A 15,882-nucleotide genomic window follows, 5' to 3' on the forward strand; every position below is an offset into this window, starting at 1 on the left:
TTAAAATCCAATTTAAAAAGCTATTTTTGTTCCACAAATTTTTAAGCAGTTATGGCTACATACAAGAAAAGAGGATACAAACCTAAAAAAGAAAAGATTGTAGAAGAAGTTGAAGAGACTTTTGATGAATCGCAAAGTACAACAGCCGAAGTATTTAATACTTTAGATGATACAGCGAATAAATCGGAGGAATGGATTGAAAAAAACAGTAAACCTTTATTTTTAGGATTAGTAACAGTTGCTGCTGTAATTTTAGGATATTTAGCTTACACTAATTTTATTTCTAAGCCAAATGAACAAGAGGCTTCTAATGAATTAGCATATCCAAGAACTTTTTTTGATAAAGCAACAACATCTGCAGGTACTGCAGCTGATGCATTATACAACACAGCTTTAAATGGTGGTGATGGAAAATATGGTTTTACAGATATTGCAAACGAATTTAACGGAACTAAAGCAGGAAATTTAGCAAACTATTATGCTGGTATTTCTTTCTTAAAAACAAAGAAATACGAACAAGCAATTGAATATTTAAGTAATTTTAATTCTGAAGATGAATTATTAGGACCAACGGCTTTAGGTGCAATTGGTGATGCTTTTGCTGATATCAATCAACCCGAAGATGCTTTAACATACTATGAAAAAGCAGCTAACAAGAGAAATAATAATTTTACAACTCCTTTATTCTTATTCAAAGCAGCACAAACTGCAATGACTTTAAAAGAATATAATACAGCTGAAAAATTATATACAAAAATTAAAGAAAAATACCCTACTACTGATCAAGGTAAAGATATTCAAAAATACATCAATACTGCAAAATATGCAGATGCTTCTAGCGCTGTTTCTTTAACTAAAGTTGAAAAAACTAATGAAATTGCAACTTCTACAAAAGAAGTTAAAGTTATAAATGATGTTAACGCTCTTTATAATACAACATCAGAGTTTTTAGGGAAATCTGTTAAAGGATATGAATATTTAGGTGAATTTGTAAATTTAAAACTTGAAAACGGAAGTGAATTAATAGCTTTAAGTAAAGGTTTTGAAAGCGGATTATTAAACTTTATTAAAAGTGATGCTAAAGCTGACAAAAACACTTGGTTTAACTTACGTAGAGTTTTATTCAAAACAGGTTCTGCAGATTTAGATGAAAAATCTAATAATCAAATTGACAATATTGTAACAATTTTAAAAGCCTACCCTAACGTAAACTTAAAATTAGGAGGTTATACAGATAATACTGGTAACGCTAATTCTAATAAAAAATTATCAGAAAGAAGAGCTAATGCTGTTTTAAATTCTATAGTTAGTAAAGGTATTGCTAAAGAAAGATTAAAAGCTGAAGGTTACGGTATCGAACATTCAATCGCTGACAACAATACTAGTGAAGGTCGTGCTTTAAACAGACGTGTTGCAGCAAGAGTTTCTAAAAAATAATTAAATGGCAACAACAAATTTATCATATTACGATAAAGCAACAATCCCAAATGCGAAATCTTTTCGATTTGGGATTGTTGTTTCAGAATGGAATCCTGAAATTACAGAAAACCTACACAAAGGTGCTATTGAAGCATTTTTAGATTGTGGAGCAGAAAAAAACAATATTATTTCTTGGGATGTTCCTGGAAGTTTTGAATTAGTTTACGGATGTAAAAAAATGATTGAATCTCAAAAAGTAGATGCAGTTATTGCCATTGGAAATGTAATTCAGGGAGAAACAAAACACTTTGATTTTGTATGCGAAGGTGTTACACAAGGTATTGTAGATTTGAACATTAAATATGATGTTCCTGTAATTTTTTGTGTATTAACAGATAATACAAAACAACAATCATTAGATAGGTCTGGTGGAAAACTAGGTAATAAAGGTATTGAATGTGCCATTGCAGCTGTTAAAATGGCAGCTCTTAAAAACTTAGATAAACCTTCTAATTCTTTAGGGTTTTAAACCCTTAAAAAAACATTTAAAAGATTTATATAAAAAAGAACCAAGGTATTATACCTTTTGGTTCTTTTTTAACTTTAATTTAGCCTTAATTTTTGACAATTAATTCATAATTCAGTAACTTTGAGTTTCGTCTTAATTTGGTGTGATTGTTGTTACACTTCAGTATTCAAAAGCAGTGACTATGGGATTTATTAAAAAGGAAAATAAAAAATTCGATTACAAACCTACTTACTACAAAGGCGAGGGTAATCCCTATCAAGTAAAACATAAGTTTGATAAATACCGTACTACTGTTGGTAAATCAAAAGGCTTAAAAGGAAAATTTACAATGGCTATCAATGAATTTAAAAACTCTGAAAATGGCGGTTTTAATAGTACTATTATCATTTTAGTTGCTTTTTTTATACTTTTATTCTTGTTTTTTATCGATTTCGATCTTTCTATCTTTTTATCAAAAAATAACTAATGTCTGACATCATACAATTACTCCCTGATCATGTTGCAAATCAAATTGCTGCTGGTGAAGTAGTACAACGTCCTGCCTCTGTAGTAAAAGAGTTAGTTGAAAATTCAATTGATGCAGGTGCTAGCACTATAAAACTTTTAATAAAAGATGCTGGTAAAACCCTAATTCAAGTAATTGATGACGGTAAAGGAATGAGTATTACAGACGCTCGCTTAAGTTTTGAGCGTCATGCAACATCAAAAATTAAAGATGCTCAAGATTTATTTAACTTAAACACCAAAGGTTTTAGAGGAGAAGCTTTAGCATCTGTAGCTGCTATTGCACATGTAGAGTTAAAAACAAAACAAGAAAATGAAGAACTTGGCTCTTGTATAAAAATAGCAGGAAGTAAAATTGTTTCACAAGAAAGTATTTCTACACCAAAAGGAACAAGTATTGCTGTTAAAAATTTATTTTATAATATTCCTGCGCGTCGAAATTTTTTAAAGTCAGATAGTATTGAAACTCGTCATATTGTAGATGAATTTCAAAGAGTAGCTTTAGCACATCCTGATATTTCTTTTTTATTACAACATAACAATACAGAACTTTATCACCTTAAAAAAAGCAATTTACGTAAAAGAATTGTAGCTGTTTTTGGTAATAAAATGAACGAACGATTAGTTCCAATTTCTGAACAAACTGATATTATTTCAATAAGAGGTTTTACCACAAAATCTGAGTTTGCGAAGAAAAAACGTGGTGAACAGTACTTTTTTGTAAATAATCGTTTTATCAAAAGTTCGTACTTAAACCATGCCGTAGTAATGGCTTTTGAAGGTTTGTTAGAAAGTGGATCACATCCTTCTTATTTTTTATATTTAGAAGTTCCGCCAAATAGTATTGATATCAATATACATCCAACAAAAACGGAAATTAAGTTTGATAACGAAAAAGTATTATACGCTATTTTACGTGCAACAATTAAACATAGCTTAGGACAATATAATGTAACGCCAGCCTTAGATTTTAGCAGAGATGCTAATTTAGATACGCCGTATGATTATAGTAAAAAGTCTTCTGATTCATCTAAACTTCCTCCAATTACTGTGGATCATAATTTTAATCCGTTTACGTCATCTCCAAGTTATCAAGAAAAACCTGATACTCCAGATTACGCTAACGAACAGAATAAATCAAGTAATTCAAATTCTGTAAGTTATCAATCTAATTTCAAAAAAGACACAGGCGACTGGGAGGCTTTATATCCTAATAATAAATCGATAGATAACACAAAGCAAGAACAACTTTTTGAATCTCATCAAGAAACAGAAACGGGTAAAACCTTTCAAATTCAGAAAAAATATCTATTAAGTTCTATTAAATCGGGTGTAGTTTTAATTAATCAATCATTAGCACACCAACGTATTTTATATGAAGATTTTTTAGAAAATATTACTGTTAAAGAAGCTAGTAGCCAACAATTATTATTTCCTGTAAATATTTCTTTTTCGAAATCAGATATAGAAATGATTTACACTATAAAATCAGATTTAGAAAGTGCTGGTTTTATGTTTGATGAATTTACAAAAGAAAGTGTTATTATTCGTGGAATACCGACTTCAATTAGTGAGAGTCAAATCACCTTAATTTTAGAAGAATTATTAGACGATATTAAATTAGAAGTGCCTGATGCTAGTTTTAGTCATTTTGATGTAATGGCAAAATCTTTTGCAAAATCATTAGCACTAAAAACAGGAACAGTATTATCTATTAAAGAACAAGAAAACTTAGTAAATGATTTATTTTCTTGCAGAGAACCTAACACATCACCATTTGGTAAACCTACGTTTAAAACATTAACCTTAAACGAAATTGATACCATTTTCAATAAATAAAAAATAATTATGGCTAAAATAACCGATGCTATAAAGCATTTAATAATCATTAACGTGATTATGTATTTTGCACCACAGCTTTTAAATTTAGATGTAACAAATATTTTCGCATTACATTACCCTGAGAACGAACATTTTGGAGCTTGGCAATATGTTACACATATTTTTATGCATGGAAGCCCTATGCATTTAATTTTTAACATGTATGCTTTATGGGCTTTTGGTACTCCTTTAGAACAAATGTGGGGTAAAAATAAATTTATTTTCTTTTATTTTTCAGCAGGTATAGGTGCGGGTTTAATATATACGCTTGTTAATTATTATCAGTTTAGCGGAATTTATGAGCAGTTAATTAACTTAGGAATATCACCTATTGAAATAAAAACACTTTTAAATACAGGACAATATAACGATACTTTAATTACACTTTCTAATGAAAAAATGAGTGAATTTTACAGCTTGTATCATACACCAGCTGTTGGTGCATCAGGAGCTGTTTATGGTATTTTAGTTGCCTTTGGATTAATGTTTCCTAATGCAAAACTAGCTTTGATATTTTTCCCAGTACCAATTGCTGCAAAATATTTTATCCCTTTAATGATTGCTGGTGATTTATTTTTTGGTGTAACAAAATATTCTATTGGTAATATTGCTCATTTTGCACATGTTGGAGGTGCTATTATTGGTTTTATCATCGCTTGGTATTGGAAAAAAAATCAAGAGAAAACTCATTAATTTAGTATATTAAATTGCGTTTAAGAAAAATAAAACTAATGGAAATTTTAAATACCTTAAAATATCGATTTAAAAATGCAGGTATTGTAGAGCAATTAATCTATATAAATCTTGCTGTATATATACTGGTTTTTATGACCAATATATTTCAATCAAATAATAGTTTTATTGTTCAATGGTTTTCTTTACCTGCTAATTTTGATGATTTTTTATCAAAACCATGGACAATTATTACCTATGGATTTGTACACACTAGCTTTATTCATATCTTATCAAACTTGTTTGCTTTATTTTATATAGGTCATTTTTTTAAACAATATTTTACATCAAAACAACTACTTAATTTCTATTTTTTAGGAACATTATTTGGAGGTATTATTTTTATTACTAGTTATAGTTTTATTCCAATTTTACAACAAGTTACCAATAATAGTATTTTATTAGGTGCATCCGCAGGTATTTCGGCTATTTTTATAGGAAGTGCCACTTATATGCCTAATTATGAATTAAAAATTCCTTTAATTGGCTATGTTAAATTATGGCAGTTAGCTTCTATTTGGGTTATTATCGACATATTACAAATACCTACTGGTAATGCTGGTGGACACTTAGCACATATAGGTGGAGCTTTATTTGGTTTTTTATATGTTACAAAAGCAAGTAATAAAAAAATAACAATTTTTAAAACTAAAAAAACAGTTAATAAATTGTTCGATAAAAAAGAAAAACCTTTAAAAACAGTTTATAAATCTGGTAAAAAACCAACTACTAGAGTTTTTCAAAAAACAATAAATCAACAAGAAGTTGACGCTGTTTTAGATAAAATAAGTAAATCTGGCTACGATACTTTAACCCAAACCGAAAAAGAGTTTTTATTTAAACAAGGTAAATAATTAAATGAAAAAATATTCGATTGTACAAAAGTTATTATTTTTTATCAATTCAGTTTTTGCAACTGTTTTGTTACTTTCATATGCTTTACCTTACGTATCTCCTCAAATAATTCCTGCTGTTGCTGTTTTTAGTTTATTTGTACCTTTATTAATTATTTTAAATATAGGTTTCTTTATATATTGGTTACTTAAAGTTCATAAATACGCATTATTATCATTATTAATATTAGTCATCGGATGGTTTATATCTACTCCTCTTGTAATATTTTCAAATAAAGAAACTGTTTTAAATAATGATTTAAAAGTAATGAGCTACAATGTTCGTTTATTTAATTATTACAAACATCTTGATGATATTACTACTGAACAAAAAATATACGAATTTATTAATAATGAAAATCCTGATGTTATTGCTATGCAAGAGTTTTATCTATCAGAATTTTTAGATATAAAACTCCCTTATAAATACATTAAAACAAAATCTAAAGCAGATAAATTTGGACTTGCTATTTATTCTAAATATCCTATTATAAATTCAGGTTCTTTAAACTTTAAAAAAAGTTCAAACAATACTATTTTTGTAGATATTGTTAAAAATAATGATACAATACGTGTATATAATGTTCATTTAGAATCATTAAAAGTAAATCCGAATAAAGAAAATTTTGGTGAAAAAGATTCTGAACGTTTATTTAAACGTTTAGCAAATGGTTTTGAAAAACAAGTATCACAAACTGAATTAATTTTACAACACGAGTATTCTTGGAAAAAGAAAAAAATTATATGTGGCGATTTTAATAATACTGCATATTCTTGGATATATCAAAAATTATCTAAAGATAAACAAGATGCCTTTTTAGAAGCTGGAATTGGTTTAGGTAAATCATTTAGATATGCATATCCAATGCGAATTGATTTTATTTTACCTGATAATAAAGCTACCATAAATCAATACAAAACATATAGTTCACTTAAATTATCTGACCACTATCCTATTATGACACGTTTACACTGGTAGTTTTTAATAGACTTTTAATTTATACTCTAAAAAATAATTATATCATTTTCATCATACAAAAATTTAAAAACCACTAGTAATCCGTATATTGCTTTTTAAAAACTAACTATGAAACACTTTGATGTAGCTATTATTGGTAGTGGTCCTTCTGGGGCTTCAACTGCTTTTTACTTAGCTAAAAACGGAATTTCAACCGTCTTAATAGAAAAAGAAACATTACCTCGCTATAAAACCTGTGGAGGTGGTTTTGTTTTTAGAGGTCGTAAAGATTTACCTTTTGATATCTCTTCAGTTATTGAACGAGAATTTCATACAATAGATATTTACTTAGGTGAAAAATTACATTTTAAAACCCACAGAGAAGATCCTACCGTTACAATGATTATGAGAGATTCTTTCGATCATTTAATTGTAAAAAAAGCCAAAGAATTTGGAGTTACTTTATTGGAAGATCATAAGCTAAAAAAGCTAAATTTTTCTGAAGATAAAATAATTTTAGAAACCTCTCAAGGAGAAATTTCTGCAAAATTTGTAATTGCTGCTGATGGCGCTTTAAGTCCTACTGCTAAAATGGCAGGGTGGAAAGAAGATACTCGAAAGTTAATTCCTGCTTTAGAATATGAAGTAGAAATTCCTGAAAAAGATTTTAATCGTTTAAAAGACGAAGTTCGTTTTGATATCGATGCGATTCCTTATGGATATGCTTGGAATTTCCCTAAGAAAAACCATTTATCTGTTGGTGTTGCTTCTGCTCGTAGAACAAAAATAAATTTAAAAGAATATTATACTGAATATTTAAAAACAATAGGTATTACGACTATTCTTAGTGAATCTCAGCATGGTTTTCAAATTCCTGTTGCTCCAAGAACAGATGGTTTTGTAAAAAACAATGTTTTCTTAATTGGTGATGCTGCTGGTTTTGCCGATCCTGTTACTGCTGAAGGAATTTCAAATGCTATTTACAGTGGTAAATTAGTTGCTGAAGCAATTATTGAAGCAAATTTAGACTCTGAAAAATCAGAAAAATTATACTTAGAAAAATTAGCAGAAAAATTACTTCCAGAATTAGAAACAGGATTGTATTTATCTAAATGGTTTTACGAACAAAAAACGCTTCGTAATATGGTACTTAAAAAATATGGTCAACATTTTAGTGAAGCAATGGCTGATGTTTTTCATGGAAAACGTTCTTATCCGAAAAACATTAAACAATCTATAAAAAATAAAATAACATCGTTAGTTTCTTTATCAGAAAAATAAATAAAAAAAGGACGTTTATATAAACGTCCTTTTTTATTTATTACAGAAAAAAAGAATTATTATTCTTTTCTAGTATTAAGCTTATTTAATTTCTCTTCATTCTTTTTAAGACTAGATTTCACTTTTAAAACTCTTGCTTCGTGCTTTTTTAGTTTCTCTTGAATCTTGGTAACTTTAGCTATTTTCTCATTATACTCAGCTTCGGTTATTTCTCCTGATTCTTTTTTAGCAGATAAACGTTCTTTTGTTCTTTTAATTTTATCAGCTGCATTAGCACTTCTTCTTTCGTAAAAAGATAATTTTTCTTTTTTATTATTTATTTTACTTTGGATAAAATTAGCCTTTTCATTTTTAAAATCTGCTCGTTTTTTCTTTAACGCTTCTTTTTTTCCTTTTAGAGCTTGTTTATGATTCTTAAGTTTTTCTTTTAATTTAGGGTTATTTTTTAAATACGCCTTTCTTTCTTCAGAAGTCATATTTTTTATTTTTTCTTTATGCTCTCCTAAAATAGCTCTACGCTCAGCTTTTAACTCTTTTTTATCTGCTTTAAGCTCTTGCTTTTTAAGCTTTAATACTTCTTTTTGATCTTTAACTTCCAATCGTGTAGCTTTCATTTCTTCACGCTTAGCTTTCATTTCAACTTTTTTCTGTTCTCTCTTTTCTTTACGTGCTTCTTTTATTTCAGATCCTTTAGATTTTTGAGCATTACCTACTCCTACAAATGCAATTAATACTACTACTAATAAATATTTTGATAAGTTCATCTCTGTATTTTTTATAAGTTATCTAATTCATTTAAAGATTGATCAATTTCTTTAGCTTCTTTTTCTAAAGACTCTACTTCTTTATCTACCTTTTCGACTTCTTTATTCAATTCTAAATTTTGTTTTTTATTATCTTCTGATTTCTTGTCTACGCAAGCTGTCGAAAATAAAAATAATGCCGATGCTATTAAGATTATATTTTTCATAAAAAATTATTGTTTTTGATAAGTTAAGATAAATAAAAATACTTTGCAAATAATAACCTAATGTTATAATTTTATTATTTAAAAGATATCAATCCTAGTTTTTATAAACATTTTTAAGATGCAACATATCAATAGGATTAATTCCCAATCCTTGTATATTTTTTTGACTAAATCGAATTACCTCATCATAATATAAAGGAACAATTGGTGCTTCTTCAATAATAATACTATCCATTTTTTGATATAATTTATATCTCTTTTTTATATCAACTTCTTTTATTGACTCTTCATATAAAGCATCAAATTTATCATTTTTAAAGTGTGTATAATTTGGTCCATTAGGAATAAAATTTTCACTATAAAATAACGATAAATAATTTTCAGCATCAGGATAATCAGCAATCCAACTAGCTCTAAAAACAGGCAATTTACCATTTGCTTTTCCTTGTCTTAAAGTTGAAGGCGGAATTACATCAACCTTTATTTGTAAACCAATATTTTGTAATTGTCGTTGTATAAATTCGCATAAGTCTAAATAATTACCATTTGTAGTAATTGTAATTTCAGGGTTTTTATCGCCTGTTTCTTTAATATATTTAGTAATTAAAGCTCTTGCTTTTTCTGGTTGATAAGAATACCCTTTTTGATTATTAAATGAAGGTAAACCTTTAGGAGTAAATCCACTTGTGGCAGGTATTCCAATTCCGTTACGTAAAAATTTAATCATTTTAACACGATCAAATCCGTAATTTATAGCCTTACGAATTAATTTAGATTTTGTAGGATACTCATCACTTCCATCTAAATAAATCCCTAGATATTCTGTATTTAAATATGCACCTGTTTTCTTAACTATTTTATCAATATGTTTTTCTTTTAAACTACCATCAATATTTAAAATATCATCTTTATAAGATGCATCTAAACTTTTCATAAAATCAAGATTCCCTTGAATAAACTGTAAATATTCACTTTGTTTATCTGGTAAAAAAGTAATTGCAACAGCTTCTAAATATGGTAAATTATTTCCTTTTATATCTTTTTCAAAATATAACAGATTTTTACGAAAAACTAACTTCGTATTTTCAACCCATAATTTAAATTGAAAAGCACCAGTTCCAATCGGGTTTGCTCTAAATGAATTTCCAAAATAATCGACTGCTTCTTTAGGAACTACTGAACAATATTTCATAGCTAATAATCCTAAAAAAGGCGGAAAAGCTTGTTTTAAACTGATAGTAAAAATAGAATCGTTTTCGGCTTTAAAGTTTTTTACATTTTGAAGAACCCAACCACCTGGTGAAGCTACTTTTTTTGATAATAATCTATTCAATGAATATTCAAAATCTGTAGCGGTAACAACTCTTGTTGAGTCTTTACCAAACAAAATGTGCTTATGAAATTTCACATCGTTTCTTAGTGTAAATTTATACGTTTTTCCATCATCAGAAATTGACCATTTTTTAGCGATATCTGGCTGAATATGTAAACTATCATCTAACTGAACCAAACCATTAAACAACTGATTTACGGCCCAAATATTGCGTTGATCTTTAGCAAAAGCAGGATCTAACGAAGTAATATTTGAATGTTCATTGTAGCGAAAAACTTGTGTATCGTTAAATTTACTTGTTTGTTTGGTACAGGAATATAAACCGAGAAAAAGAACGAATAAAATGAAATAATTACGCTTGCTTTCTTTTATTTTTGTAATATGATTTATCTGCAATGTATATCGTTTTAAAAACTTCAGCATAAATAATGGAAGCATTTTTATTGGTTATTTTGAGGTCTTTTTCTAAATCGATTTCTTTTTCATCGATTACACGTTGTTTTATTTGTTGAATTTCAGCATCTGTAAAAATAAAATTAACATATGATGTTTCGCGTGCTGGTCTTTTAAATTTAATTTCGGCACTTTTATCCCAAACAACATAGTTTTTTCCTAAAATATTCATCAATTGAATCATAAAAATAGGATCCGTAGCTGAAAATAAACTTCCTCCGAAAATAGTACCGACATAATTTTTGTTCTTATAACTAATCGGAATTTTTATTTTTACGGTTAATAAATCATCAGAAACACTCATTATTTTACCAGTTGACCTTCGGTACATCGGAGAAATATTTAAAAATAGTATTTTGTTTAAAAAAATTACTTAAAATTTTTGAAATTGTTGCGTACATTTAATTACTTATAAAATTAATTCATATTTTGTTTCTGGTAAACCAATATCGTCACTTATTAAATTTTTAACTACTTTAAAATTAAAACGTTTTAAAATTTTACTAGAAGCTATATTTTCATCAATAACATACGCTATAATTTTTTTCATTCCTACGGATTTACAATAACCAATCAACCCTTGACATAACTCACTAGCGTACCCTTTGCCCCAATATTCTTGAATAAATCGATAACCAATTTCATCATCTTCTTTATTTTCAACATCTTTAATTAAGCCTAAAGTGCCTATAAAAAGACCATCCGATTTTCTTTCTATCGCATAAATAAAAAAATCATTGCTTGGTTTTTCATATTTATTTATTAGCTCTTTTAATTCTTTTTCACATTCTAAAATTGTTTTAACCTCACCTGTTGCATATTGCAAAACTAAAGGGTTACTTTCTAGGCAATGAAAAGGTTTTAAGTCTGTAAAAATAAGTTTTCTAATGAGTAATCTTTCCGTTTCAAAAATCATGAATAAAATTGTAATTTTGTAGTTGATAAATGTACAAGAATGAACGCAGATAAAAAAGTAGCTTTTTATACTTTAGGATGTAAATTAAATTTTTCTGAAACTTCAACAATTGCTCGAAATTTTGAGAGTGAAGGTTTTGAACGTGTTGACTTTGATCAAAAAGCAGCAATATATGTAATTAACACCTGTTCGGTTACAGATAATGCTGATAAACGTTTTAAATCGATTGTAAAAAATGCTTTAAAACAAAATGAAGATGCTTTTATAATTGGTGTTGGTTGTTATGCACAATTAAAACCAGAAGAATTAGCCAATGTAAATGGAGTTGATTTAGTATTAGGAGCTACCGAAAAATTTAATGTAACAAGTTATATTAACGATTTAACCAAAAATGATATTGGCGAGGTTCACTCGTGTGAAATTGAAGAAGTAGATTCTTATGTTGGCGCTTATTCTATTGGTGATAGAACCCGTGCATTTTTAAAAGTACAAGATGGTTGTGATTATAAATGTACTTATTGTACAATTCCGTTAGCTCGTGGTATTTCTAGATCAGACACTTTAGATAATGTTTTAAAAAATGCCAAAGAAATTTCTGAAAAAGGAATTAAAGAAATCGTTTTAACAGGTGTTAATATTGGTGATTATGGAAAAGGTGAATTCGGAAACAAAAAACACGAACATACTTTTTTAGAATTAGTTAAAGAATTAGATGATGTTGAAGGAATTAAACGTTTACGTATTTCTTCTATTGAACCTAATTTATTAAAAGATGAAACGATTGATTTTGTTGCTAAATCTAAAACTTTTGTTCCTCATTTTCACATTCCGTTACAATCTGGTAGTGATGAATTATTGAAAAAAATGAAGCGTCGTTACTTAACCCAAACATACACAAATAGAGTTACTCGAATAAAAGAAGTAATGCCTAATGCCTGTATTGGTGTTGATGTTATTGTTGGTTTTCCTGGAGAAACAGATGAGTTATTTTTAGAAACTTATAATTACTTGAACGAAATGGATATTTCGTATTTACATGTATTTACATATTCTGAAAGACCAAATACAGAAGCTGTTGGCATGGACGGAATAGTTCCTAAAAATGTACGTGCAAAACGAAGTAAAATGTTACGTGGTTTATCTGTTAAAAAACGTAGAGCATTTTATGAAACTCAAATAGGAAACACCTTAACGGCTTTATTTGAAAGTGAAAATAAAGAAGGATATATTCATGGTTTTACACAAAATTATGTAAAAGTTAAAACTCCTTGGAATCCTGAATTAGTAAATACCTTACACACCGTTACTTTAACTAAAATTGACGAAGACGGTTTAGTACGTTTTAACTTTGTTTAAAACAATGTTATTGCTTAAATTGTAAGTAGATTATTCAATCTTTTTTATAAATTTATTACGATCTATTATTGACGAATATTTTTTCGTTAATAATAGGTTTTAGATATTTTAAAAGATGATAAATATATAAAATAATGAAAAAAAATGCAATCTACTTTGTTCCTGGTTTAGCTGCTAACACCAAAATATTTGAGTATCTTTCTTTATCCGAAGAAAATACTGAACTTCATTTTTTAGAGTGGTTATTACCTCTTCAAATTGATGAAAGTATTGAAAGTTATGCACAAAGAATGTGCGAAAATATTCATCATGAAAACCCTATTTTAGTCGGGGTTTCTTTTGGAGGAGTACTTGTACAAGAAATGAGTAAAATTATTGACTGTAAAAAAGTTATTATTATTTCAAGTATCAAAAGTAATAAAGAACTTCCTAAAACCTTAAAATTAGCATTTATAACTGGTCTTTATAAACTTTTTCCTGCTAAAATAATCGAAAACATAGAAAGTTATGAAAGTTATTTTTTTACCGACTACTTAAAAAAAAGAGCGCAATTATATAAAATATATTTATCTGTAAGAGATAAAGACTACTTACAATGGGCAATTTATAATGTATTACATTGGCAACAAGAAAAAACATTACCTAATATAGTTCACATACACGGAAATAATGATGAAGTTTTTCCTTCAAAATATATTCAAAATTATATTGAAATTGAAAAAGGAACACATATTATGATTTTAAATAAAGCTAAAACTATTTCTAAAATTCTAGAAAAAGAATTTTTAATTAGTTAACTTGTTAGAATATAAAGAAAAAACCACTAATTAACCTAAAAAATTGAAGAAAATGAATAAATACATCCGATTTCTATCACTTATAACCATTGTTTTTGTAGCTGTATTATTTACAAATACAATAAGTCAAACAAATGAACCCGAAGTTAAAAACGTAGCTGAAAGTTATGAAATTAGAGCTGTAAAAGCACCTAGTTATATGGAACTAGCAGGAGAACGTGTTCCTTTAGAGAAAGGAGATGTTAAAGAACATATGGATCGTGAATTATTAGTAAATACTTATTGGCAATCTAACGGATTATTATTAATTAAACGTGCTAATAAGTTTTTCTCTATAATAGAACCATTATTAGAAAAATATGGTGTACCTGATGATTTTAAATATTTATGTGTCGCTGAAAGCGCTTTAATTAATATTCCTTCATCAAAAGGTGCTGCAGGATACTGGCATTTTATGCCTGCTACTGGTCGTGAATATGGCTTAGAAGTAAATAAAAATGTAGACGAGCGTTATAATTTAGAAAAATCAACAAGAGTTGCTGCTGAATATTTAAAAAGAGCTAAGAAAAAATTAGGTTCTTGGACATTAGCTGCTGCTGCTTATAATGCAGGAAACGGTAGAATATCTCAACGCTTAAAGCAACAAAAAGTTGATAATTATTACGATTTACTTTTAAATAGTGAAACAAGTAGATATGTTTTTAGAATTTTAGCTTTAAAAGAAGTTTTAGGTAACCCTAGTAAATACGGCTTTGTATATGATCAAGAAGATTTATATACCTACCCAAATACATATGATGTAAAAGTAGATACTGCAATAACCAATATTACTGATTTTGCAAAAAAACATCAAGTTACATATAAAGATTTAAAATTAGTAAATCCTTGGTTACGAGAATCAAGATTAAATAATAAAAGTAGAAAAACATACACTATAAAAATACCAATGAATTAATTTCATTTTTAACTAAATCTAAATAATAAAAAAGTAACTGAAAACTAGTTTTCAGTTACTTTTTTTACTCTCCCTACAATTCCAGAAGTTAATTGAACTTTAATTCCATGAGGATGATTTGCAGAGTTCGTTAACAACCTACTAACAATACCTAATGTTAGTTCTCCTGTTCTCTGATGATTTTTCTGTACAACTTCAACAGAAGCTCCTATTTTGATATCTTTTCTATTTGTTCCATCTTTCATAAAAATAAATTTAGTTTTTAAAAAGAAGAAAACCTATCAATAAATTGATAGGCTTCTTTTAAAAAGTTTACTCTGGTAATAATATATATTATAATACTCTTACGTCAACAGCGTTTAATCCTTTTCTTCCTTCTTGTAATTCGAATTCAACTTCGTCATTCTCACGAATTTCGTCGATTAATCCTGAAACATGTACAAAATGTTCTTTGTTTGATCCTTCTTCTGTAATAAATCCAAATCCTTTTGACTCGTTGAAGAACTTTACGGTACCTTTACTCATAATATAAAAAATATATGTTGCTTACTTAATTGATAGCAACGTTAATAGTAATGCAAATGTAGTGCCAAATTTCCAAAATCAATGTAATTAATTGATTTTATTATAATTATATTTTTAAAACACCTTTTTACACTTCTTTTCAATAGAAATAGAAGTCTATTTTTTAATAAAATTATAAAAATAAAGAAGCCTATCAATAAATTGATAGGCTTTTTTAAAAAGTTTACTCTGGTAATAAAATATATATTATAATACTCTTACGTCAACAGCGTTTAATCCTTTTTTTCCTTCTTGTAATTCGAATTCAACTTCGTCATTCTCACGAATTTCGTCGATTAATCCTGAAACATGTACAAAATGTTCTTTGTTTGATCCTTCTT

At 27.7% G+C, this 15,882-nt stretch carries 19 protein-coding genes (1 of these 19 running past the window's edge); 11 read left to right on the forward strand and 8 right to left on the reverse strand.

The genetic code is table 11. From position 1 onward, the window contains the following. Positions 1 to 51 precede the first annotated feature (51 nt). The 8 genes from AB0T67_RS03780 (at position 52) to AB0T67_RS03815 (ending at position 8,197) form a co-directional block, all read left to right on the forward strand. Positions 52 to 1,437, forward strand: a complete 1,386-nt coding sequence (locus AB0T67_RS03780; RefSeq protein WP_369219216.1) for an OmpA family protein — start codon at positions 52 to 54, stop codon at positions 1,435 to 1,437. A gap of 4 nt (positions 1,438 to 1,441) precedes the next feature. Beyond that, a complete protein-coding gene (gene ribH, locus AB0T67_RS03785; protein WP_369219217.1) occupies positions 1,442 to 1,948 on the forward strand; it encodes a 6,7-dimethyl-8-ribityllumazine synthase in 507 nt (168 codons plus the stop codon). A 181-nt stretch (positions 1,949 to 2,129) separates the two neighbouring features. Continuing rightward, on the forward strand, positions 2,130 to 2,414 hold the full coding sequence (locus tag AB0T67_RS03790; protein WP_271231728.1) for a riboflavin synthase subunit beta: 285 nt from the start codon (positions 2,130 to 2,132) through the stop codon (positions 2,412 to 2,414). Then, positions 2,414 to 4,291 carry a DNA mismatch repair endonuclease MutL gene (gene mutL, locus AB0T67_RS03795; RefSeq protein ID WP_369219218.1) on the forward strand — a complete coding sequence of 626 codons (1,878 nt, stop codon included), beginning with the start codon at positions 2,414 to 2,416 and terminating at the stop codon, positions 4,289 to 4,291. Before AB0T67_RS03790 ends, mutL begins: the two co-directional genes overlap by 1 nt. Before the next feature lie 9 nt (positions 4,292 to 4,300). Next, positions 4,301 to 5,026 (forward strand): rhomboid family intramembrane serine protease, encoded by a 726-nt coding sequence (locus AB0T67_RS03800; RefSeq protein WP_271231726.1) that lies wholly within the window; start codon positions 4,301 to 4,303, stop codon positions 5,024 to 5,026. A 38-nt stretch (positions 5,027 to 5,064) separates the two neighbouring features. Continuing rightward, the gene (locus AB0T67_RS03805; protein ID WP_369219219.1) at positions 5,065 to 5,919 is read left to right on the forward strand and encodes a rhomboid family intramembrane serine protease; all 855 of its coding nucleotides are present in this window, start codon (positions 5,065 to 5,067) and stop codon (positions 5,917 to 5,919) included. Positions 5,920 to 5,923: 4 nt separating this feature from the next. Further along, a complete protein-coding gene (locus AB0T67_RS03810; protein WP_369219220.1) occupies positions 5,924 to 6,937 on the forward strand; it encodes an endonuclease/exonuclease/phosphatase family protein in 1,014 nt (337 codons plus the stop codon). Positions 6,938 to 7,045: 108 nt separating this feature from the next. After that, positions 7,046 to 8,197 carry a geranylgeranyl reductase family protein gene (locus AB0T67_RS03815; protein WP_369219221.1) on the forward strand — a complete coding sequence of 384 codons (1,152 nt, stop codon included), beginning with the start codon at positions 7,046 to 7,048 and terminating at the stop codon, positions 8,195 to 8,197. 59 nt (positions 8,198 to 8,256) lie between these two features. Here AB0T67_RS03815 and AB0T67_RS03820 read toward each other — a convergent pair whose 3' ends face one another. From AB0T67_RS03820 to AB0T67_RS03840, 5 genes are all read right to left on the reverse strand, one after another. Next, positions 8,257 to 8,961, reverse strand: coding sequence for a hypothetical protein (locus AB0T67_RS03820; RefSeq protein WP_369219222.1), 705 nt, complete (start codon positions 8,959 to 8,961; stop codon positions 8,257 to 8,259). Between the two features lie 11 nt (positions 8,962 to 8,972). Beyond that, complete coding sequence (locus AB0T67_RS03825) at positions 8,973 to 9,167, reverse strand: hypothetical protein (RefSeq protein ID WP_271231721.1); 195 nt, start codon at positions 9,165 to 9,167, stop codon at positions 8,973 to 8,975. Between the two features lie 94 nt (positions 9,168 to 9,261). Then, positions 9,262 to 10,896 carry an ABC transporter substrate-binding protein gene (locus AB0T67_RS03830; RefSeq protein ID WP_455432240.1) on the reverse strand — a complete coding sequence of 545 codons (1,635 nt, stop codon included), beginning with the start codon at positions 10,894 to 10,896 and terminating at the stop codon, positions 9,262 to 9,264. Beyond that, a complete protein-coding gene (locus AB0T67_RS03835) occupies positions 10,853 to 11,284 on the reverse strand; it encodes a PaaI family thioesterase (RefSeq protein WP_369219223.1) in 432 nt (143 codons plus the stop codon). The genes AB0T67_RS03830 and AB0T67_RS03835 overlap by 44 nt, the downstream gene beginning before the upstream one ends. A gap of 78 nt (positions 11,285 to 11,362) precedes the next feature. After that, on the reverse strand, positions 11,363 to 11,869 hold the full coding sequence (locus AB0T67_RS03840) for a GNAT family N-acetyltransferase (protein WP_369219224.1): 507 nt from the start codon (positions 11,867 to 11,869) through the stop codon (positions 11,363 to 11,365). 39 nt (positions 11,870 to 11,908) lie between these two features. Here AB0T67_RS03840 and mtaB point away from each other — a divergent pair, with 39 nt between their 5' ends. The 3 genes from mtaB to AB0T67_RS03855 all read left to right on the forward strand — a co-directional run bounded on the left by mtaB (position 11,909) and on the right by AB0T67_RS03855 (position 14,977). After that, positions 11,909 to 13,225 carry a tRNA (N(6)-L-threonylcarbamoyladenosine(37)-C(2))-methylthiotransferase MtaB gene (gene mtaB, locus AB0T67_RS03845; RefSeq protein ID WP_369219225.1) on the forward strand — a complete coding sequence of 439 codons (1,317 nt, stop codon included), beginning with the start codon at positions 11,909 to 11,911 and terminating at the stop codon, positions 13,223 to 13,225. A 134-nt stretch (positions 13,226 to 13,359) separates the two neighbouring features. Beyond that, positions 13,360 to 14,022: an alpha/beta hydrolase gene (locus tag AB0T67_RS03850; protein ID WP_369219226.1), complete on the forward strand. Its 663-nt coding sequence runs from the start codon at positions 13,360 to 13,362 to the stop codon at positions 14,020 to 14,022. A 52-nt stretch (positions 14,023 to 14,074) separates the two neighbouring features. After that, the gene (locus AB0T67_RS03855) at positions 14,075 to 14,977 is read left to right on the forward strand and encodes a lytic transglycosylase domain-containing protein (RefSeq protein WP_369219227.1); all 903 of its coding nucleotides are present in this window, start codon (positions 14,075 to 14,077) and stop codon (positions 14,975 to 14,977) included. 44 nt (positions 14,978 to 15,021) lie between these two features. Here AB0T67_RS03855 and AB0T67_RS03860 read toward each other — a convergent pair whose 3' ends face one another. The 3 genes from AB0T67_RS03860 to AB0T67_RS03870 all read right to left on the reverse strand — a co-directional run. Beyond that, a complete protein-coding gene (locus AB0T67_RS03860) occupies positions 15,022 to 15,222 on the reverse strand; it encodes a YwbE family protein (RefSeq protein ID WP_369219228.1) in 201 nt (66 codons plus the stop codon). 88 nt (positions 15,223 to 15,310) lie between these two features. Beyond that, a complete protein-coding gene (locus AB0T67_RS03865) occupies positions 15,311 to 15,502 on the reverse strand; it encodes a cold-shock protein (protein ID WP_271231713.1) in 192 nt (63 codons plus the stop codon). A gap of 246 nt (positions 15,503 to 15,748) precedes the next feature. Next, positions 15,749 to 15,882, reverse strand: the 3' portion of a protein-coding gene (locus AB0T67_RS03870) for a cold-shock protein (protein ID WP_058884578.1). 58 nt of this gene lie beyond the right edge of the window; only the last 134 of its 192 coding nucleotides appear in the window; the start codon falls outside the window, past its right edge — the gene reads right to left on this strand; it ends in the stop codon at positions 15,749 to 15,751.

The sequence above is a fragment of the Tenacibaculum salmonis genome (assembly GCF_041053065.1).
In the GTDB taxonomy this organism is placed as follows: Bacteria; Bacteroidota; Bacteroidia; order Flavobacteriales; family Flavobacteriaceae; genus Polaribacter; species Polaribacter pacificus_A.

Excerpts from the sequence above, each read along its gene's own strand:
- AB0T67_RS03865 (WP_271231713.1), bottom strand. The coding sequence starts at position 15,502 with ATGAGTAAAGGTACCGTAAAGTTCTTCAACGAGTCAAAAGGATTTGGA.
- AB0T67_RS03835 (WP_369219223.1), bottom strand. The coding sequence starts at position 11,284 with ATGTACCGAAGGTCAACTGGTAAAATAATGAGTGTTTCTGATGATTTA.
- AB0T67_RS03780 (WP_369219216.1), top strand. The coding sequence starts at position 52 with ATGGCTACATACAAGAAAAGAGGATACAAACCTAAAAAAGAAAAGATT.
- ribH (WP_369219217.1), top strand. The coding sequence starts at position 1,442 with ATGGCAACAACAAATTTATCATATTACGATAAAGCAACAATCCCAAAT.
- mtaB (WP_369219225.1), top strand. The coding sequence starts at position 11,909 with ATGAACGCAGATAAAAAAGTAGCTTTTTATACTTTAGGATGTAAATTA.
- AB0T67_RS03860 (WP_369219228.1), bottom strand. The coding sequence starts at position 15,222 with ATGAAAGATGGAACAAATAGAAAAGATATCAAAATAGGAGCTTCTGTT.
- AB0T67_RS03840 (WP_369219224.1), bottom strand. The coding sequence starts at position 11,869 with ATGATTTTTGAAACGGAAAGATTACTCATTAGAAAACTTATTTTTACA.
- AB0T67_RS03790 (WP_271231728.1), top strand. The coding sequence starts at position 2,130 with ATGGGATTTATTAAAAAGGAAAATAAAAAATTCGATTACAAACCTACT.
- AB0T67_RS03825 (WP_271231721.1), bottom strand. The coding sequence starts at position 9,167 with ATGAAAAATATAATCTTAATAGCATCGGCATTATTTTTATTTTCGACA.
- AB0T67_RS03810 (WP_369219220.1), top strand. The coding sequence starts at position 5,924 with ATGAAAAAATATTCGATTGTACAAAAGTTATTATTTTTTATCAATTCA.
- AB0T67_RS03855 (WP_369219227.1), top strand. The coding sequence starts at position 14,075 with ATGAATAAATACATCCGATTTCTATCACTTATAACCATTGTTTTTGTA.
- AB0T67_RS03815 (WP_369219221.1), top strand. The coding sequence starts at position 7,046 with ATGAAACACTTTGATGTAGCTATTATTGGTAGTGGTCCTTCTGGGGCT.
- mutL (WP_369219218.1), top strand. The coding sequence starts at position 2,414 with ATGTCTGACATCATACAATTACTCCCTGATCATGTTGCAAATCAAATT.
- AB0T67_RS03820 (WP_369219222.1), bottom strand. The coding sequence starts at position 8,961 with ATGAACTTATCAAAATATTTATTAGTAGTAGTATTAATTGCATTTGTA.
- AB0T67_RS03805 (WP_369219219.1), top strand. The coding sequence starts at position 5,065 with ATGGAAATTTTAAATACCTTAAAATATCGATTTAAAAATGCAGGTATT.
- AB0T67_RS03850 (WP_369219226.1), top strand. The coding sequence starts at position 13,360 with ATGAAAAAAAATGCAATCTACTTTGTTCCTGGTTTAGCTGCTAACACC.
- AB0T67_RS03800 (WP_271231726.1), top strand. The coding sequence starts at position 4,301 with ATGGCTAAAATAACCGATGCTATAAAGCATTTAATAATCATTAACGTG.